Source organism: Bradyrhizobium sp. WSM2793 (assembly GCF_000379585.1).
Lineage (GTDB): Bacteria > Pseudomonadota > Alphaproteobacteria > Rhizobiales > Xanthobacteraceae > Bradyrhizobium.
The window spans coordinates 1-18946 of the sequence record NZ_KB902800.1; the positions used below are offsets into that span (position 1 = coordinate 1).

Consider the following 18946-nt stretch of genomic DNA (forward strand, 5'->3'; position numbering starts at 1 on the left):
CCCTGCGCGGCATCGCCCTGGGGCGGAAGTCTTGGCTGTTCTGTGGCTCCGACCGAGGTGGTGACCGGGCCGCCATGATATACAGCCTGATCGTCACGGCCAAGATGAACGACCTCGATCCACAAGCTTGGCTCGCCGACGTCCTGGCGCGCATCGCTGCACATCCGGCCCACCGGCTCGACGAACTCTTGCCCTGGAATTGGCGCGACCGGAACAAGCAAGCCAATCAGGCTGCCTGAGTGACCGCTGCGCGGTACTCACCGGATGCTTACGTTGGAAAGAGCAATGAGCGTGACCGACGACCCACGCAGGACGAACTCGACGAACTGATCGAATACTTCGAGACGAACCGTCGGCAGTTCATACCGATGGGACGGATCGTCAGATACGCTGTGGCAGCGACCTTGCGTCAGGAAGAGAGTCGATGCGGACGATCTCGACGAAGCCGCCTGCGTCCGGGCGTTCGGATTCAAGTTCTCCGAAACCTCGGTCGCAGTTGGCACCGTACATGACATGCTATTTCAGGAAGCCGAGCAATTTGGCGAGGAGCACGGCTCACGGCTGGGCACCAAGCTCGCTGCGACGACCAATTTCTGCGATCTCGATCTTGTCGCCGGCGATGAACTAACCCAGAAAATCATTCTCGAAGACTTGGAGATCGCTGAAGACGCCGCTCGCGTGTATCATCTTTTCGTTCGGTTGGTCGATAAAATCCAAGACAAACGCTTAGAGCGCATCTGCGAAGGACGCCCGATCGAAAACTGTACGCCGGAGCAGGTCATCGATACGACTGACTTCATGGTTAGTCTCAAGGCGCGCTACCATGGTGGCACGATCCCCATCGTGGGAGTTCCGTGGAGCCAAGCCCTCAAAGGCGTCTTGTCGAGCGTCTCTCACATTCTCAAGAAGCCAATGACAGAACTGGCTGCGGAGAAGCAGGATGGCAAGACGGCCACCGATCAGGTCAAGCTCTCCGAATAATCATTCATAAGGTCAAATGCATCGCTCACCGAGTCGGATCGAGCGGTCATGTTTGACCAGCTGATCTATCCAGTGTCGGCGCGTGCGGGAGCGAATTTGATCTGAATACTTTATGGGGTTAATCCGACTTCCGCGACATCTCGCAGAGCTTTCGCGCGACGTGATCCACGCACCGTGCGCGATGCGCTTGTCTCGGACCACGAAGCAATCCAGGCATCGCACGCGCAACGAACGATTGTATCTTAAGTGCTATCTTGAACGACGGCGAAAGCACGTACATGCCGCCGACCCTGGTTCGCATCGACACGCTGACTTTTCGCGGTAACGCTCTTCCTTATCTAGAAGATCGGATATTAACAAATCTCAAAGCAGGAATCGATGCGCACGAAAGTGCTTGAACCCTGTACTCGCTGCGCGCCTGCCGGAGCGTCGGTCGGCTTCGCCGCCCTAGCGCGCGTGCAGCTCCTGCGGCCTTTCCGCGCGCGTGGTCCCGACTACTCGTCCATGCTTCGGTATCTCGCCGCGGACCGCTAGCCGCCAACACGATGGCAGGAGCCGTCTCTGGATGGGCTGCAGCCCTCGAGGCGAGCCGTCGCCGCCTTTTATCTCCCTCGCGGCTGCTTCGTGACGCCATTCAATACGCGGAGCACGGTGTAGCGCTTACCCGTGATGGCGCCCAGATCGCGGCCAATAAGAGCCCGGAGTTGAAGAATTTGCCCGGTGCCTACGCAAGCATTTTCGAGCGTGCGGGGCGACCGATGGTGGAAGGCGAACGCTTCCGGCAGCCCGCCCTCGCGGCATCTCTCCGCCGCCTGGCTTCCGAGGGACTCGGAACTTTCTATAATGGTCCTCTTGCTACGATGATTGCGTCCGATCTGGAGGCGCTGGGAAGTCCACTTACAGCGGCCGACTTCGCCGAGCATTTGGCGGACCGCTCTGAACCGCTTTCGGTAGACATTTCCGGCGCCCGGCTCTTCAACACCGCTCCACCAACTCAGGGGCTCGCATCGCTGCTCATTTTAGCTTTGTTCGACCGCATTCCCGCAGACAAGCCAGAAAGCTTTTCGCATTTGCATGGTCTCGTCGAGGCCACGAAGCAAGCTTTCTTGGTGAGGGACACGCATGTGGGCGATCCGGCCTGGATGAACCTAAATCCGCAGTCGCTCCTGGATGACAGCGACGCCCTCGACAAAATGGCGGCTCGAATCGAAAGTCACCGTGCCTTGCCTTGGCCTCAGCCCCCTTCTGCCGGCGACACCACTTGGTTCGGGGTGATCGACAATGAAGGGCGGACTGTAAGTGCAATCCAGAGCACCTACTTCGAGTTTGGCTCCGGGCTTGTTCTGCCACGCTCCGGCATTGTATGGCAGAATCGAGGGAGCAGTTTCCGATTGTCGCGCGGCGGCTGGAATGCTCTGGAACCGCGCAGAAAGCCGTTCCATACGTTGACTCCAGGCCTGGCCCGTTTCCAAGACGGACGGGTGATGACTTACGGCACAATGGGGGGCGAAGGCCAACCACAAACGCAGGGCGCAATTTTCTCGCGCTATGCCCGCTTTGGCATGCCCTTGCAGCAGGCGATCACGGCACCCCGCTGGCTGCTCGGGCGCGCTTGGGGGGACGCTAGCACTTCCCTAAAATTGGAGGACCGCTTCGACCCGGAACTTTATGAGGCACTACGCAAAGCCGGTCATGAGGTTGAGCTCGTCGGTCCTTTCACGTCTCAGATGGGCCACGCCGGTGCGATCGTTCGGCATCCCGATGGCCTCCTTGAGGGCGCGTGCGATCCTAGAAGCGATGGGTGCGTGGCGGCATGGTGATCTATTGTGCGCCAAGCATAGATCATTCTTGTTTCGCAGTGGAGGGATGGGAGCGACGACATCTGTCGTCCCAATTGGAGTTGTCCGATTCGACTAGCGTCCGTCAGTGATCAGGAAAGCGGTGTCCAGCCCCCCAGAGCCGAGCCGACACAGGCTCAATCGATCGGAGCGCGCCGGGTATGCCAGTCCGTCGCCGATTGGAAGGCATGCCCGGCGCGCGCGAGCACATCCTCCGACAGATGCGGGCCAACGAGCTGCATGCTGAGCGGCAGGCCGTCCGACGCCATGCCATTCGGCAGCGTGATGGTCGGGTTGCCCGAGAAGTCGAACACCGCGGTGAAGCGCAGGATGCTGAGCAGCACGTTCGGATCGGCGCCGTACTCTCCCATCCTGGTCAGTGTCGGGATCGGCACGGGCATGGTGGGGATCAGCAGCAGGTCGATATCGCCAAACAGGGCGGCCAGGCTGCCGCAAAATTTCAGCCGCTCGTGATGGATTTGCGCGATCTCGACGCCACTCATCGACCTGCCCTGCTCGATCAGCTGCGCCAAGTCCGGGCCGTATTCCGACTTCCGCGACGGATAGGTCTCAAGATGCGCCTCAGCGGTCTCGATCGAGCACATCGGAATCCACATGCTCACGAGCTTCTCATAGGCCGGGAACTTGACCTCGCGGATGTCGGCCCCGAGCGCGGCGAGCGTCCGCTCGGCTTCGAGCAACGCGGCGACCACTTGCGGATCGATGCCGTTCTGGGTGTAGCTGCGGTCGACGCCGATCCGCAGGCCGCGGACCCCGTCACCGATGCCCGCGAGATAGTTCGGCACGGGCGCCTGCAGGGCGGTGGCATCGTTGACATCCGCCCCTGCGATGACGCCGAGCATGGCCGCCGCATCGGCTGCGCTCCGGCACATCGGCCCGACATGGTCGAGCGAGTCGGCCAGCGGAAAGACGCCATGGCGGCTGACGCGTCCCCAGGTCGGCTTGATCCCGGTCAGCCCGCAGGTTGCCGATGGAAACCGGATGGAGCCGCCGGTGTCGCTGCCGATCGAGCCGAAGCAGAGCCCCGCCGAGGTCGCCACGCCTGATCCGCTGGAGGACGAGCCGACCCAGTAATCGACGCCCCAGGGATTGAGCGGCGCCTGATCGTTGGGATGATGGCTGGTGTAGGCCCCCTCGGTCATCTTCAGCTTGCCGAGCGTGACGGCGCCGGCCTGCTCGAGCCGGTCTACGATCGTCGCGTTGAACGACGGGACGAACTTGGCGTGGATCGTGGTGCCGCCTGCCGTCGGCGCGAAGCTGGTGTAGCAGAGGTCCTTCAGTCCGATCGGCACGCCGTGCAGAGGCCCGCGCCAGATGCCACTGGCAAGCTCGGCGTCACAGCGCTTCGCCTGCGCCATGGCGCGCTCGGCAAGGACGAGTGCATAACCATGAAATTTGCCGTCGAGCCTGGCGATCCGGCTCAGCATTGCCTCGGTCACCTTCGAGGGCAAAAGCTCGCCGCGATGGAACAGCTCGGAGAGTTCGGTGATCGACTTGTAGTGGATTGGATCTGATGACATCTGACAGCCCTGTTGTTGTCGGAAACGGCTTCGCTCACCGGCGCCGCGACGGCCCGGTCTCGTAATGGCGCGATGCTGGATACGTCTAGAACTGCACCCCGCGCGTGAGCGCACCATCGACGACGAGGTTGGTGCCGGTGATGAAGCTCGCCGCCTTGCTGGCAAGAAACACCGCGCCGTTCGCCATTTCCTGCGGCGTGCCCATCCGACCCATCGGGTTCAGCGCCAGCGCGGTCTTGTACAGCTCGGGATTGCCGTCCTTGATCTGGTTCCAGACGCCGCCTTCGAAATAGGTGTTGCCCGGCGAGACCGAGTTGGCGCGGATGCCCTTGCCGGCAAGCTGGAAGGCAAGTCCTTGCGTGTAGTGGATGATCGCGGCCTTGAATGTCCCGTAAGGACCGCTGGCGAAATCGACTTCGCGGCCCGAAACGCTGGAGATGGTGACGATCGCGGCCGCCTTGCTCTTCTCCAGATACGGCATCGCCGCATTGACCAGCCGCACCGTGCCCATCATGTCGGTGGAGAACTCCTTCTCCCAGCTCTCCTCATCCTGCCCGATCGAGAGCGCACTGACATTGGCGACGACGATATCGACGCCGCCCAGCTTGGACGCCATATCCTCCACCCAGGCCTTGAGCGCCGGGCCATTGGAGACGTCCACCGAGCTGCCGAACGCGGCGACGCCCTTCGCCTTGATCGCGGTGACCGCGCTGTCGACGTCGGCCTGGTTGCGCGCGCAGATGCCGACATAGGCGCCTTCGGCTGCAAAGGTCTCGGCGATCGCCCTGCCGATGCCCTTCGTGCTGCCGGTGACGAGAACCTTTGCGCCCTTGAGTCCGAGATCCATGTTTATTCCCTCCCTATTGACGACTTGAAAGCACGCCTGAGGCCGTTCAGAGCAGAAGCTGTTCCCGCACATTGTCCTCGTTGACCTCGCCGCCGGCGAGCGACCGCGTGATCTTTCCCTTCTCCATGATGTAGCAGCGCTCGGCGATCGCCAGGATCGTGTCGAGGTTCTGCTCGACGAAGATGATGGTGGTTCCGAGCTCGTTGCGAAAGGACCGGAGCGCTTCGCAGATGTGCTGGACGATGGAGGGCTGAATGCCTTCGGACGGCTCGTCCAGAATCATCAGGGATGGATTGCCGATCAGCGCACGGCCGATGGCGAGCTGCTGCTGCTCGCCGCCCGACATGGTGCCCGCGGGCTGGCGCCGACGCTCCTTCAGCCGCGGGAAATATTCGTAGACCAGCTCCGGCAGCTTCTTGCCGGCGGGGCCGCCGATCAGCTCGCCGACCTGAAGGTTCTCCTCGACGGTCATTTGCGGGAACACGTCGCGCCCTTGCGGGATGTAGCCAAAGCCCGCCCGCGCCCGTGCGTCGGCTTCCAGCGCCGTGACGTCCTGCCCCATGAAGCGGATCGTCCCGCGCCAGGTTTGCAGCAGGCCGATCAGGCAGCGCATCAGGGTCGATTTTCCGACGCCGTTGCGGCCGATCACGCCGACGATCTCGCCACGCGAGACCGACATGGTGACGCCCTGCAGGATCGGCGTCGCACCGTACCCCGCCCACAATTCGGCGACGTCGATAATCCGCTCTGAGGACGACGCTTCAGTGAGCATGGGTCTTACCCAGATAGATTTCCGCGACCTTCTCGTCCTGCAGGATGCTGTCGAGCGTGCCGCGCGCAAAGATCCTGCCGAGATGCAGCACCGTGACGCGCTGGGCGACCTGGCGAACGAAGGCCATGTCATGCTCGACCACGAGCACCGTCATGCCCTCGGAATTGAACGACCTGATCAGTTCGCCGGTCCTGAAGGTTTCCTCGGGCGACATGCCCGCGGTCGGCTCGTCCAGCAGCAGGAGCTGCGGCTTCAACGCCAGCGCCATCCCGATTTCGAGCCATTGCTGCTGGCCGTGCGACAGCGCGCCCGCCAGCTTGTCGCAATCCGCCGCAAGATTGAGCAGCGTCAGCAGGCGATCTTCCTCGGCGCTGCGCTCCGAGCCGGACAATCGCTCCTGCAGCGCGGTCTGGATGTTCTGGCGGACAGGCAATTCCTTGAACACACTCGGGGCCTGCATCTTGATGCTCATGCCCCGCTGCACGCGCGCGTAGGGCCGCTCGGCCGTGATATCGACGGTGTCGAACAGGATGCTGCCCTCGGTCGGCGGATAGAGGCCGACGATCAGCTTGAACAGTGTGCTCTTGCCGGCACCATTGGGGCCGATCAGGCAGTGGATCTCCCCGGCGTTGACCGTGAGGTCGACGCCGGAGACGGCAGTCAATCCGCCGAAGCGCTTCGAGACGCCTTTGACTTCGACCAGCGACATGATCAGGAATCTTCCGGTTGCAAGCGGCCGGCCTCTGCCACAACGTCACTAGGCCGTCGGCGTCCCCGCCACCAGTCGGCGGCTAGCTTGCCGATGCCGAGCACGAAGCCCTGCGGCGCCAGCATCACGGTCGCGAGCAGCAGCGCTCCCATCAGCACCAGCGCCGCCTGCTGGCTGTAGACCGTGATGGTCTGGAAGCCGAACAGCAGCAGGAACGAGCCGACCAGCGTCGCGGTCAGATCGCTGCGCCCGGAGAATGCCACCCACACGATGGGCATCGCGGCGGCCGGCAAGCCGATGCTGGACGGCGTGATGAACTGCCCCCAGGACGTGTACAGCGCGCCGCTGAGGCCGGCGAGACCGCTGCCGATCACGAAGGTCAGCAGCTGATATTTCCTGACGTCGTAACCCAGCATCTCCGCGCGCTGCGGATTCTCCCGCGTCGCCACGATGACGTTGCCGATGCCCGAATTCACCAGCATGCGCAGCGCGAGATAGACGATCACGATCAGCGCGACCATGACGTAATAAAGCGCCGATCCCTCGATGTAGAAGTCGCCGACCGTCAGCGGGTCCATGCCCTTCATACCGTTGAAGCCGTTCAACCGCGCCGGGCCGATATGCCATTCCGGCCCGGCCGTCTGGCCGAGGAAAAAAGCCAGCACCAGCGTCGCGGACAGCGTCACGATGCCGAAGAAGATGCCGTTGATGCCGCCCCAGATCATGAAATAGCCGAGGATGCCGGCGGCGATCATCGCCAGGACCACGGAGAGCGCGAGCGCGGCGATCGTCGCGGTGCCGCCGCCCATGTTGATCGCGAGCACGCCGTAGCCGTAACCGGCGATGCCGAAGAACAAGGTCTGGCCGAAGGACAGCATGCCGCCATAGCCCCACATCAGGCAGAGGCCGAGCGCCATGAAGATCCAGATCAGGAAGTAGGCGAAATTGCCGACATCGTAGGAATCGGCGAACAGCGGATAGGCCAGCGCGCCCGCGAGCACGACCAGGAAGCACGACCAGAACATCTTGCCGCGTCCGAGCGTCTGTGGACCTTCGAGCAGCTTGAACATCACAGATTCCCCTTTAGCGTCCACGGCGAACCAGCACGCTGGAGAGTCCCTCGGGCAAGACGCGGATGATCAGGATGACGGCGACCAGCATGCCGATCTGTCCGATGATCTGGCCGTAGCTCGCGTTCAACGCCATCCGGATCATCGCCAGGAACACGGCGGCCGGCGCCGTTCCGAGCAGCACGTTGGCTCCGCCGATCACGACGGTGACAAAACTCTCGACCACGAAGGTCGCGCCCATGGTCGGGATCAGCGTCATGGTCGGCGCGTAGAGCGCGCCGCAAAGCCCGGCAAGGCCGGTTCCGATCCCGAAGCTGATCGCATAGATGCGGCCGGTGCGTGCACCCAGCGCCTTGGCCATTGCCGCATTTTGCATCGTCGCTCGCGCGATCACGCCAAAGCGCGTCTTCATGAAGATGGTGTAGAGGCCGGCCAGCACCGCCACGGCGCAACCGAACAGCACCAGGCGGTAGGTCGAGAACGTATAGCCGCCGATCGCAAAGCTCCCCTCGGGCGTCCCGATGCCGCGCACGGCGGAACCGACGATCAGGAGCATCGACTGCGTCACGATCAGGCTAAGTCCCCAGGTCGCGAGCAGCGAATCCAGGGGGCGCTTGTAGAACCGCCGCACGACGAGGAATTCAACGAGGACACCGATGAGCCCGGCCGTCACCGCGGCCAGCATCTGGGCAATCGCGAGCGGCACGCCGAGATTCACCAAGCCGACGGTCACATAGGCGCCGCACATTATGAATTCGCCATGCGCCATGTTGATGACACCCATCATGCCAAACACGATGGCGAGGCCTGCGGCCGAGAGAATGAGGAACGCGAAGACGTCGGCGAACTGGTAGAACAGCGAGAACACTTCAGCCGACATCTTGGTCCCCTTGCCGATCCCGACGCCGCGTCGTTGCGGCGCCGGTCTTGTTCAGAAACGTGACATCAAACACGAGCAAGATCCGTGCCCGCCTCAGGACTTCTTGGGGAGATGGCTCGGCGTGTACTGATCCTTGTCGTTCTTCTTGGTGAGATCGCACCCGATCTCGCCAAGCCAGTAAGGCTGGATCGTGCCGTAGTCCTTCTCGACCTTCACCTCGTGCTTCGGCCCGACCGATATCAGGCGCATGCGGTGAGAGGTGTGCTGGCTCTTCGGGTCGATGCAGACCTTGCCCTCGGGCGCGTCGATGCAGGCATCGCCGGTCGCGATCACTTTCCGCATGTCCTCGAGCTTGATCGATTTCGCCTTCTCGACCAGCGCCTTGTACATGTAGAGCGCGTTATAGGCGTTGTACCCCATGTCGTTGATGTAAAGCTCGTCAGGGAACTTGGCGTGCCAGCGCTTCTTGAACTCGGTGGCCTCGGGCGTATCGATCTCCTCGAACCAGTTCGCAGTCGCGTGCATGTTGTTGAGGGCCGGCGGCTTGAACCGCTTGTGCTCGAAGCCGAGCATGACCTTGATCGACGAGCCCATCGGCAAATTGAGGTTGGCCGCCGCCGCCTGCTCGAAGAACGAATCTTGGGCAGCGCCGACATTGATCGTCAGCAGCCAGTCGGGCTTGGCCTTCTGGATGTTCTGGATGGTCTGCGCGAACTGCGACACGCCGAGCGGGATGAACTCCTCGCCGACGACCTCGCCGCCGAGTTCCTTCATGATCTTGCGGTTCCACTCCGCCGAGATCTGGCCGAAATTGTAGTCGGCCGCGATGACATAGACCTTCTTGCCGAACTTCTCGACCATCCAGGGGATCAGCGTCGAGAATTGCTGCTCGGGCACCGCGCCCATGCTGATCATGCTGGCATCGCAGACGCCGCCTTCGTACTGGTTGGTGTAGAAATACGGCGTCGTGGTGCGATCGACGATCGGACGCAGCGCCTCGCGCGAGGCCGAAGTGATGCCGCCGATCAGTACGTCCACCTTGTCGCGATTGAGCAGGCGCCGGCCGAATTCCTGGTAGCGTGCGTTATCGCCCTGGGGATCGAGGTGGATCAGCTCGATCTGCCGGCCCAGAATGCCGCCGCTCTTGTTGATCTCCTCGACGGCGAGCTGCGAGCCGTGCAGCTTCGGCATGCCCATGAAGGCAAGATCGCCGGACACGTCTTCGAGCAGACCCACCTTCAGCGGCGGCTCCGCGGCGTTGGCAATACTCATCGACGCCGCGGTTCCGAACATGGCGCCGAGCAAAACCATCCGTAGCTTGTGTCCCGAATTCATCGTGATGTCCCCTCTATGGAAAGCGGCTGGGTGTCATGGCTTGAGGTAATTCTTCAAGATGGACGCCCCCATCGTGTATTTGGGGTCGACCATGTTGCCGAGGCGCATGCGGCCGGCCTGGCTGAGCAGCATGTAGGCGTCGATCTCGTCGAAGCCGTAATCGGCCGCCATCCACCGCACCAGTTCGCGATAGGCGATGCGCGCGGCGTCCTCGAGCGGACGCGCGCTGCCGATCGTCATGATGAAGTCCTTGGTCTCGAGCCGCGGCCAGGCGAAGCTCCAATTCTTGATCAAATCGACCTGGAGCGTGACAGTCGCACGCTGCTCGAGCGCAACGCCGGAGAGTTCGCCGTCGCCCTGCGTTGCGTGGCAGTCGCCGACGTAGAGCATCCCGCCGTCGGTATGCACCGGGAAATAGATGATCGCGCCGGGCGCAACATCGGGCAAATCCATGTTGCCGCCGTGATAGTCCGGCTGCAGCGACGAGATCGCCTCGATCTCCGGCGAGACGCCGATGGTGCCGATGAAGGGCTCGTAGGGCAGCGTGAGCTTGTCGTTCCAGCGCACGCCGCTCCTGTCGACATGCAGCTTCTTTACGCGCTCCGGCAGCGGCGGATTGAGCAGTGCCGTCGACCCGGTCCCGACCAGCCCACCGAACTCCGGAATGATGCAGGTCGTGCCGGCCGGCTGCTCGCCCCGTGTCTCGACGTCGCGAATATAGATCGCGAGGCAATCGCCCTTCTTGGCGCCCTTCACCGCGATCGGCCCGCATTGCGGGTTGAGATAGGGAAAGTTCAACTTGGCGGTGGGACTGTCGGTGTCCTTGGTCAACACGCCGCCGAACGCATCTTCGGTCTCGACGACGACGACCCCGCCGGGGTCGATCGACAGGGTCGGCTTGGCATAGGGACCATAGACGTAGTGGAAGTCCCCCTGCTGCTCGATGGTCAGGCTATGTGTCGTGCCGGTCGCGCCCTTGGCGACGGCGCGCTTGGCCATGATGGATGTCTTCAACCAGTCTTCAGACATGAGATCGGCTCCTCGACTCAGATCGCGGGATGACGCTTGTGCCAGTCGGTGACGCGCTGGAACGCATCGCCCGCGCGAACGAGACCGGCCTCATCGAAATGACGGCCGACGAACTGGAAGCCAATCGGGCCGCCGTTCGCCGCGAAGCCGCCGGGCAACGTCACGGTCGGGCTTCCCGTCATGTCGAACGGGCATGTAAAGCGGAGCAGGCCTCCGATCAGCGAGGCGTCCTCACCGAGCGCTGCCATCTTGGCAAGCGTCGGCGCGGCGAACGCCTGGGCCGGGATCGCGAGGAGATCGACCGTCTCGAACAGCACACGCACGGCGCCGCGAAACGCTTCGCGTCGGAGCGCGATCTTCTGGTAATCCATGCCGGACTGTTGCCGGCCGAGATCGAGCAGGCCGGTCAACGCCGGGCCGTACTCGTCCTTGCGCGCTGGATAGGTCTCCTCATGCGCGACCGCGACTTCGATGCCGCAGAGCGGGAACCAGTCGTCGATGATCGCTTTGGGATCGGGAAAGGCAACTTCCTTGATCTTCGCACCGAGATCGGCCGCGACCCGCAACCCCTCGGCCAGCACCTTGCCGGCATCGCCGTCGGTGCCTTCGCTGGTCCAGCGCCGGTCGAGGCCGATGGTCACGCCGCGCAGATCGCCGGTCAGGCCGGCGAGATAATCGGGTACCGACAGCGGAACCGCCGTCGTATCCTTGGGATCTTGCCCGGCGATCACGCGAAGCAGCGCGCCGCAATCGACCGCGCTCCGCGCCATCGGGCCGATGTGATCCAGCGTCGGTGCCAGCTCGAACGCGCCGTAGCGGCTGACCCGTCCCCAGGTCGGCTTGAGCCCGGTGACACCATTGGCCGCGGACGGAAAGCGGATCGACCCGCCGGTATCGGTGCCGAGCGAGCCGAAGCAGAGGCCGGCCGCGGTCGCCACGCCCGAGCCGCTCGACGATGCGCCGGGCCAGAGATCCGCGTTCCACGGATTCTTCGGCGGGTCGATCTTCGGATGATGATCGGCATAGGCGCCCTCGGTCTGCTGCAGCTTGCCGAGGATGATCGCGCCGGCCTCCTTCAGCCGCGCAACCACCGTGGCGTCCTCGGTCGGGCGAAAGTCGCGATGGATCGTCATGCCATGCGCGGCCGGCGCGCCCTTGGCCCAGCAGAGATCCTTCACAGCGACCGGCACGCCGTGCAGCGGTCCCCTGATCTTGCCGGAAGCGATCTCCTTCTCGGCCGCGGCCGCTTCCGCGAGCGCCGAGTCGGCCATGACATAGGCGAAGCTTTTGAGCTTGCCGTCGAGCTTCTCGATCCGGCCGAGCATCGCCTTGGTGGCTTCGACCGGCGACAGCTCCTCCGCCTGGATCTTCCGTCCGACGTCGACGAGACCGAGATAGTGGAGATCTGTTGCCGCCATCGTTCCTATCCTCCCACGCGATGTGACTCACACGCACGCTCGCGCGCGGACATGCGTCACCGTTCTGGCGACGCGGACGCATCGCCAGCTGTCCTGGCGGCAAAACGAAAAAAGCCACCCGCCCCTCCCGAATGAGGTAACGAATGGCTCAAATGCCGCGGCTATGATCTATCGCTTAGGGGCCGTGATCGAACGAAGCACTTGGTTAGCAAAGAGCTGGACGTCATCGGCCAGATCAGCGCACGCGAGGTTCGACAGGTCGCCCTGTAGGAGAAAAGTCTAAGTAACTGACCATCGTGTTGTCAACGATACTCCCTGCCTAAATTTCGAGAGTGCTGCGCAGCAAAACGGCAAGCCGACTCTAAGCCCCTTGCGCTCTCATCGGCGATGATGATTTCATCTTCGCGTTTCGCGATCGAAAGCCGTCAATGACAAAGCCGTCTGTTCCCGTTGGCATCATCTGCTCGCAGTCAGGGCCCTATCAGGCAATGGGCCGCGAGATCCTCAAGAGCGCGATGATGGCGGTCGACGAGATCAACACGCAGACCGAGTTCGCCTTCTCGATCACGCCCCACATCCGCGACCCCCGCGGCATCGTCTCCGAATATCACACGGTCTGTGACGATTTGATCCGCAATGTCGGCGTCGAGCACATCATCGGCTGCTACACCTCGGCCTCGCGCAAGCAGGTCCTCCCCATCGTGGAGCGCACCGATCGCCTGCTCTGGTATCCCGCCCGCTACGAGGGCTTCGAGTGCTCGGACAACGTGATCTATGTCGGCGCCTCGCCTAATCACAACGTGTTGCCGCTGGTCCGCTACGTGCTCGACAATCTGTCGCGAGAGTTTTTCTGTGTCGGCTCCAACTATGTGTGGACCTGGGAGACCAATCGCGTCACCCGTGAGCTGGTCAGCGCGGCAGATGGCCACATCCTCGCCGAACGGCTGCTCGAGCTCGGCGAAAGCGCCGTCGGTCACATCGTCGACGAGATCGTCCGCCGCAAGCCGCCGATCGTGTTCAACACGCTGGTCGGAAGCTCGAGCTACGACTTCATCCGCGCCTTTGACGCCGGCACCAAAGCCGCCGGCCTCGAGATACCCATGCTGAGCTGCAGCCTCTGCGAGCCGGAACTGGCGATCGTCGGTCCGGCATCGGCCGGCTGCATCACCTCGTCGGCCTATTTCGAGAGCATCCGCCTGCCGGAGAACCGCGCCTTCGTCGCACGCTGGAAGGCGCGCTACGGCGCGGACAGCAGTCCTTCCGTGGACGGGCAGTCCGCCTATGTCGCGGTCTATCTGCTGGCCCGCGCGTTGCAGCGCGCGGGGACGTCCGACATTGCCGAGGTGCGGCGCGCCGCGGCGGGCTATCGCTACAATTCGCCGCAAGGACCGGTGTGGATCGATGGCGGCAACAATCATTGCGTCCTTACACCACGGCTTGCCGTATCCAATCCGCAAGGACAGTTTGATATTTTCTGGGAAGCCGACGCGCCTGTTAAGCCTGATCCCTACCTGACGCAGCTCGACGTTGCCGTCAGCCCGTCGAAAGACACCTCGGCGGGCTGCGCATTGCCGAACGCGCCGCATTTGCGGGTTGTGAAATGAGCAGACCGTCTTCATTTTCGCTACGCGGACGCAAGGCGCTCGTCGCCATCAAGGACGAGCGCGACTCAACCATCGTGCGACGGCAGTTCGAACGTCTCGGGATCGAGGGTGTCGCATGGACGCCGGCGGAGCCCGTCGGCTTCGCCCCTGATCTATCGCTGATCGACGACGAGTTCCTGCCCCTGCTGCAACCGGCGCAACGCGCGTACCTGGCGCGATCGCCCGTCATCGCCCTGCTCGGCACCGAAACGCCGAGCCGCCTCAAGCTGGTGTTCGAGCTCGACCCGGCATCGTTCCTGATCAAGCCGCTGCGGTCCGCCGGCATTTACGCAGCGCTCGTCATGGCATTCGAGCGCAACGAACGCACAGGCGAATTGAAGCAGCAGATTCTCAAGCTTGAGCAGCGCCTGCGGTCGCGTCGCGTCGTGCTCGCCGCCGTTCTCCAGGTGATGCATTCGCATGCGCTCGCCGAACCTGCCGCCTTTGCCCTGATCCGCAGAACCGCGATGGAGCAGCGCAAGACGATCGAAGAACTCTCGGCGGAGATCACTGCCAGGGGCGTGCTCCCGCGCGCAACTGGTTAGACTGCCTGTACTGCTCCGCACAGCGAACAGCCAGGCCCCCGCCTATTTCGGAAACAGCTTGTCGCGAATGTAGCGCGAGGTTGGGGTCAGCTTCAGTCCGCGCGGCTTGCGCCATTCCGCCCGGTCGAGCTCCTTCTTGTCGCCGATCTTCAGGGGACCCGAGGCCTTCTTGCCCAGGAAGATCGCATCGCTCATCCTTCGGCCGGACCTGCGGTTCTTGCCGTTGACTTCCTTCCACAGCCTCAACTCGCCAAGCCTGAGCTTGGGCAGCTCCTCCATGATCTCGCGATCGAGGCACTTTCTCTCACTCTCGCCGGCACGCCTGCGGCCGCCCGGAAACATCCAGCGCTTGTCGCGCCGCCGCCTGACGAGGAGCACCCTGCCCTTCCTTGCCACAACAAGCTTTGATGACTTCGCCATTCTCTAGTCCGCCACTTCGATCCCGAGGGGTTGGTGGTCGGACGCATCGGTTGCTGCGTTGACCTCGATGCTGCGCACGCGACGGACCAGATCCTCCGTGACGAAGATGAAGTCGCGACAGTCCGGCCCGTCGGGCCATTGCGCGCGGTCGTAGATTCCGCATGTTGGCGCCCGCTGGCGTCCCGGACGATTGGCGGTCCACGCATCGCGGTAATTCAGACCGCGTCGCCCGGAGCGGTCGATCAGGGTGTGCTGGGGATCGGCCACGTCGAAATTGAAATCGCCGCACATCAGGCTCGACGCAGCGACGGTCTGGCTTCCATATGGCTCATCGTGCCCGGAGCTGGCCTGCTTGGGACTCCCCGATGCGTCCTGCTGCAGATCGAGCAGCCGCGTGATCTGCGCGTGACGCTGATCGGCCGAATGAAACTCGAGATGCGTGTTGACGATGCGGATCGCGCCAAACGAGGCTTGAACCGTCACCTCGAGGGCGTGACGGCGCATGCTGCGCACCCCACCCGCGCCCGGGAACGGCAAGAGGTGATTGGCGATCTGCAGCACCGGCAACCGCGACAGCGTCATGTTGCCGAAACAGTGGATACTGCCCGCGCGATCCACCGTCTCGATCGCCGGCCGGAATATCGCGGAGTAGCTGGGCAGCAAGGCCACGAGCTGGGCGCTCTGATCCGCGCCATCGCCAAATCTCGAAAAATTGGCGCTCACTTCCTGGAAGCAGAACACGTCGGCATCGAGCGACTGCCTGGCGACGGCAACGATCCTGGACAGATCGGTGACGCCGTCGCACCCCTTGCCGCACTGAATGTTCCAGGTGAGAAGCCGCATTACCGGATACCCGCGCGCATGAATGACTGAACGAACTGACGCTGGAACAGCAGGAACGCGATCAGCAGCGGGGCCATCGTCATCACGGTCGCGGCCGTGATCACCGACCAATCCACACCAGTTTCAGGCGCGCCGAACACGGCAAGACCCACCGTGAGCGGACGCGCTTCCACCGAATTCGTGACGATCAGCGGCCACAGGAAGTTGTTCCAGTGATAGCTGACGGAGACGAGGCCGAAGGCGACGTAGGTGGGGCGTGCCAACGGCACATAGACCCGCCAAAGGATCACGAGTGGGCCTGCTCCCTCGACCCGCGCGGCCTCGACCAGCTCCTGAGGCACGCTCTTGAAGGTCTGCCGCAGCAGAAAGATGCCAAAGGCGCTCGCCATGTAAGGCAGCGCGATGGCAGGGATCGTATCGAGCAAGCCCAGCTTGGCAATCGCGCGATAGTTCTCGACGATGAGGACGTCGGGCATGATCATCAGCTGGAGCAGCACGAGGGCGAACGCCATGCCGCTACCTTTGAACCTGAAGCGCGCAAAGGCATACGCAGCCAGCGTCGACAGGATGAGTTGGCCAACAAGAACCAACGTCACCAGCACGACCGTGTTGAGATAGTACCGGGCGAACGGCGCCTGCTTCCAGGCCCGCGTGAAATTCTCCAGCGTCCAGGGCGCGGACAGGCTGAACGAGGTGGCGTAGGCAGCCGGATGCAGCGCGCTCCAGAAGGCATAGGCCAGCGGGGCGAGCCAAATCAAAGCCAGGAGCCATGCTGCGACGGCTTCGACGGGGTGTGTCCGGCCTCTCATTGGTAGTGGATCCTGCGATCGAGATAGCCGAACTTGATCAGCGCAATCGCGCTCAGGAGCATGAGAAGCACAACCGTCAACGTTGCCGCGTAGGACGAATCCTGGAACGTGAAGGCGACCTCATAGATGTAATAGAGCAGTAGCGTGCTGGCGTTGTTGGGACCGCCCTTGGTCATGATGACCAGATGGTCCACCAGCTTGAACGAGTTGATGACCGCATTGATGGCCACGAACAGCGTGGTCGGCATCAGCAGCGGAAAAGTGATCCGGCGGAACGTGTACCATCGGCTCGCNCCCTCGATGGAGGCGGCCTCATCGAGGTCCGGCGAGAGCTGCTGCAGCGCCGCCAGATAGAAGATCATGAAGAAGCCGGCTTCCTTCCAGATCACCATAACGATCAGGCAGCCCATCACCGTCGAGGGATCGCCGAGCCAGTTCCGGCCGCCGAGGCCGAACAGCCCGCGCAGCTGATCGAGCGCGCCGTAATCCGGCGTGTAGAAGAACAGCCAGATGTTGGCGACGGCGATCATCGGCAGCACGGTCGGCGTGAAGTACGCCAGCCGCAGAAAGCCGCGGCCGCGCATGTTGCGATTGACCCAAACGGCCATGATCAGCGCGAGCGCGATCGACGTCGGGATCGTGCCGAGCGCGAACCAGAAATTGTTGACCAGCGCCTTCCAGAAGATCGGATCGGCCGCCATGGCCCGGTAGCTGTCCGCCCCGACGAAGACCTCGGTGCCGTTCCGCTTGGTGATGAACAGCGAATGCCGGATCGTCGCCAGGATCGGCCAATGCGTGAACGCAACCAGCAGCACCGCCGCCGGCAACAGCAGCAGCCACGCATTCACGGCATTCCACCACGCCTGCGACCGGGCGCGGCGTTCGGAGATTGGCGATGAGGCGGCGAAGTCGGTCATTCTAGAGTCGGCGGAATGGCGGCGAACCGCCACCCCGCCATGTCCCTTACTTTGCGCTTACTTGGCGGCGCGCAGCACGCGGTCGGATTGCGCCTGCGCTGCGGCCAGCGCTTCCTGCGGCTTCTGCGAGCCCGTGACCGCAGCCTGCACGGCATCGTTCACGAACTTGTAGATGCGACCGTTCTCGTGGACGGAGAGCTCCGGCACGGCATGCTCGAGCTGATCGCGCGCGACGGTCGCCTGCGGAAAGCCCTTGGCGTAGTCTTCCATCGCCTTGGTCTTGTAGGCGGCCGGCGACACCGCGACGTAGCCGGTCTTCATGCTCCATTCCGCCGCACGCTCGGGCGCCGTCATCCACTGGATGAACTTGACGGCGGCCTTCTGCTGCTCGGCCGAAGCGCTCTTGAAGATGTAGAAGCTGCCGCCGCCGGTCGGCGATCCCCGCCGCTCCTTGGCCGGCAGCATGGCCACGCCGAACTGGAATTTCGCGGCGTCCTTGACCGCCGTGAGGTTGCCCGTCGTGTGCCACATCATCGCCGTCTTGCCTTCGAGGAAGTCGGTGCGGAGCGTCGCCCAGTCGATGCTGCCGGTCGGCATGACGTTGCGCTTGCGCGACAGGTCGACCCAGTAGTCGAGCGCGCCGACCGTCTTCGGCGCGGTGAGATACACCTCGGTGCCGGCCTCGTTCATCATCTTCTGGCCGTTCTCAATGGCGAGCGCCTGCAGCATCCAGTAGCCGTAGCCGGTCGTCGGGATCTCGACGCCCCAACGCGTCGTGTTGGCGCCGTCCTTCCTGACCAGCTTCTTCGACATCTCGACCATTTCGTCCCAGGACGCCGGCGCCTTCTCGGGATCGAGGCCGGCTTCCTTGAAGGCGTCCTTGTTCCAGTACAGCACGATGGTCGAACGCTGGAACGGGATGCTCCAGGTCTTGCCGTCCACCTGGCTGTTGGCCATGAACGCGGGATAGAATTCCTTGAACCAGGCCTTGTCGCCGACGAGGTCATCAAACGGAACGATGGCGTTCTCGTCCATCAGGGTGAAGACGTCGGTCGACAGCAGGACCGACAGTTGCGGCGGCTGTCCGCCCTTCATGGCGGTCATCGCCTTGGTCATCGCGTCCGTGTAGTTGCCGGCATAGACTGCCGTTACCTTGACGTCCGGATTGTCCTTCTCGAAACGTGAGACCATGTCATCGATGATCTTGGTGACGGGACCTCCGACCGCGACCGGATAGTACATCGTCAGATCCACCGCAGCGGCGGGACGCATCGAGAGCACGGCAAGTGCGGCTGCCATCAACATCGTTCGTCGCGCAAACATCTCTCTCTCCCTCTGTAATCCGCCGA

General features: G+C 63.1%; 19 protein-coding genes. 5 read left to right on the plus strand and 14 right to left on the minus strand.

What is annotated here, in order from left to right:
• From A3AS_RS43980 to A3AS_RS43985, 3 genes are all read left to right on the plus strand, one after another.
• On the plus strand, positions 1-239 hold a 239-nt coding region (locus tag A3AS_RS43980; protein ID WP_198293738.1), incomplete at its 5' end, for a transposase domain-containing protein.
• A 274-nt stretch (positions 240-513) separates the two neighbouring features.
• Entirely contained in the window at positions 514-981 is a 468-nt protein-coding gene (locus A3AS_RS0128960; protein ID WP_018321003.1) for a hypothetical protein, read from the plus strand.
• Positions 982-1391: 410 nt separating this feature from the next.
• Positions 1392-2801 carry a gamma-glutamyltransferase family protein gene (locus A3AS_RS43985; protein ID WP_256375109.1) on the plus strand — a complete coding sequence of 470 codons (1410 nt, stop codon included), beginning with the start codon at positions 1392-1394 and terminating at the stop codon, positions 2799-2801.
• Positions 2802-2956: 155 nt separating this feature from the next.
• Here A3AS_RS43985 and A3AS_RS0128970 read toward each other — a convergent pair whose 3' ends face one another.
• The 9 genes from A3AS_RS0128970 to A3AS_RS0129010 form a co-directional block, all read right to left on the minus strand.
• Positions 2957-4360, minus strand: a complete 1404-nt coding sequence (locus A3AS_RS0128970) for an amidase (protein ID WP_018321005.1) — start codon at positions 4358-4360, stop codon at positions 2957-2959.
• An 85-nt stretch (positions 4361-4445) separates the two neighbouring features.
• A complete protein-coding gene (locus A3AS_RS0128975; RefSeq protein WP_020508758.1) occupies positions 4446-5207 on the minus strand; it encodes an SDR family NAD(P)-dependent oxidoreductase in 762 nt (253 codons plus the stop codon).
• A gap of 46 nt (positions 5208-5253) precedes the next feature.
• Positions 5254-5979, minus strand: a complete 726-nt coding sequence (locus A3AS_RS0128980) for an ABC transporter ATP-binding protein (protein WP_018321007.1) — start codon at positions 5977-5979, stop codon at positions 5254-5256.
• On the minus strand, positions 5969-6688 hold the full coding sequence (locus A3AS_RS0128985) for an ABC transporter ATP-binding protein (RefSeq protein WP_018321008.1): 720 nt from the start codon (positions 6686-6688) through the stop codon (positions 5969-5971). The genes A3AS_RS0128980 and A3AS_RS0128985 overlap by 11 nt, the downstream gene beginning before the upstream one ends.
• 2 nt (positions 6689-6690) lie before the next feature.
• The gene (locus A3AS_RS0128990) at positions 6691-7758 is read right to left on the minus strand and encodes a branched-chain amino acid ABC transporter permease (RefSeq protein ID WP_018321009.1); all 1068 of its coding nucleotides are present in this window, start codon (positions 7756-7758) and stop codon (positions 6691-6693) included.
• A 13-nt stretch (positions 7759-7771) separates the two neighbouring features.
• Positions 7772-8638: a branched-chain amino acid ABC transporter permease gene (locus A3AS_RS0128995; protein WP_018321010.1), complete on the minus strand. Its 867-nt coding sequence runs from the start codon at positions 8636-8638 to the stop codon at positions 7772-7774.
• Between the two features lie 93 nt (positions 8639-8731).
• Positions 8732-9949, minus strand: coding sequence for an urea ABC transporter substrate-binding protein (locus A3AS_RS0129000; RefSeq protein WP_018321011.1), 1218 nt, complete (start codon positions 9947-9949; stop codon positions 8732-8734).
• A 57-nt stretch (positions 9950-10006) separates the two neighbouring features.
• Positions 10007-11002: an acetamidase/formamidase family protein gene (locus A3AS_RS0129005; protein WP_018321012.1), complete on the minus strand. Its 996-nt coding sequence runs from the start codon at positions 11000-11002 to the stop codon at positions 10007-10009.
• Positions 11003-11019: 17 nt separating this feature from the next.
• Entirely contained in the window at positions 11020-12420 is a 1401-nt protein-coding gene (locus tag A3AS_RS0129010; protein WP_018321013.1) for an amidase, read from the minus strand.
• A gap of 428 nt (positions 12421-12848) precedes the next feature.
• Between A3AS_RS0129010 and A3AS_RS0129015 the strand changes: the two genes are divergently transcribed.
• Together A3AS_RS0129015 and A3AS_RS0129020 are read left to right on the plus strand one after the other, a co-directional pair.
• Positions 12849-14024, plus strand: coding sequence for a transporter substrate-binding domain-containing protein (locus A3AS_RS0129015; RefSeq protein WP_018321014.1), 1176 nt, complete (start codon positions 12849-12851; stop codon positions 14022-14024).
• Positions 14021-14608 carry an ANTAR domain-containing response regulator gene (locus A3AS_RS0129020; protein ID WP_018321015.1) on the plus strand — a complete coding sequence of 196 codons (588 nt, stop codon included), beginning with the start codon at positions 14021-14023 and terminating at the stop codon, positions 14606-14608. Before A3AS_RS0129015 ends, A3AS_RS0129020 begins: the two co-directional genes overlap by 4 nt.
• Positions 14609-14650: 42 nt before the next feature.
• Here the strand turns inward: A3AS_RS0129020 and A3AS_RS0129025 are convergent, their stop codons facing one another.
• The 5 genes from A3AS_RS0129025 to A3AS_RS0129045 form a co-directional block, all read right to left on the minus strand.
• Positions 14651-15028 (minus strand): NUDIX hydrolase, encoded by a 378-nt coding sequence (locus A3AS_RS0129025; protein ID WP_018321016.1) that lies wholly within the window; start codon positions 15026-15028, stop codon positions 14651-14653.
• A 3-nt stretch (positions 15029-15031) separates the two neighbouring features.
• On the minus strand, positions 15032-15982 hold the full coding sequence (locus A3AS_RS0129030) for an endonuclease/exonuclease/phosphatase family protein (RefSeq protein WP_245283309.1): 951 nt from the start codon (positions 15980-15982) through the stop codon (positions 15032-15034).
• Positions 15871-16680 carry a carbohydrate ABC transporter permease gene (locus A3AS_RS0129035; RefSeq protein WP_018321018.1) on the minus strand — a complete coding sequence of 270 codons (810 nt, stop codon included), beginning with the start codon at positions 16678-16680 and terminating at the stop codon, positions 15871-15873. Before A3AS_RS0129035 ends, A3AS_RS0129030 begins: the two co-directional genes overlap by 112 nt.
• Positions 16677-17597 (minus strand): carbohydrate ABC transporter permease, encoded by a 921-nt coding sequence (locus tag A3AS_RS0129040; RefSeq protein WP_018321019.1) that lies wholly within the window; start codon positions 17595-17597, stop codon positions 16677-16679. Before A3AS_RS0129040 ends, A3AS_RS0129035 begins: the two co-directional genes overlap by 4 nt.
• 57 nt (positions 17598-17654) lie before the next feature.
• Entirely contained in the window at positions 17655-18902 is a 1248-nt protein-coding gene (locus A3AS_RS0129045; protein ID WP_018321020.1) for an ABC transporter substrate-binding protein, read from the minus strand.
• Positions 18903-18946: the final 44 nt, after the last annotated feature.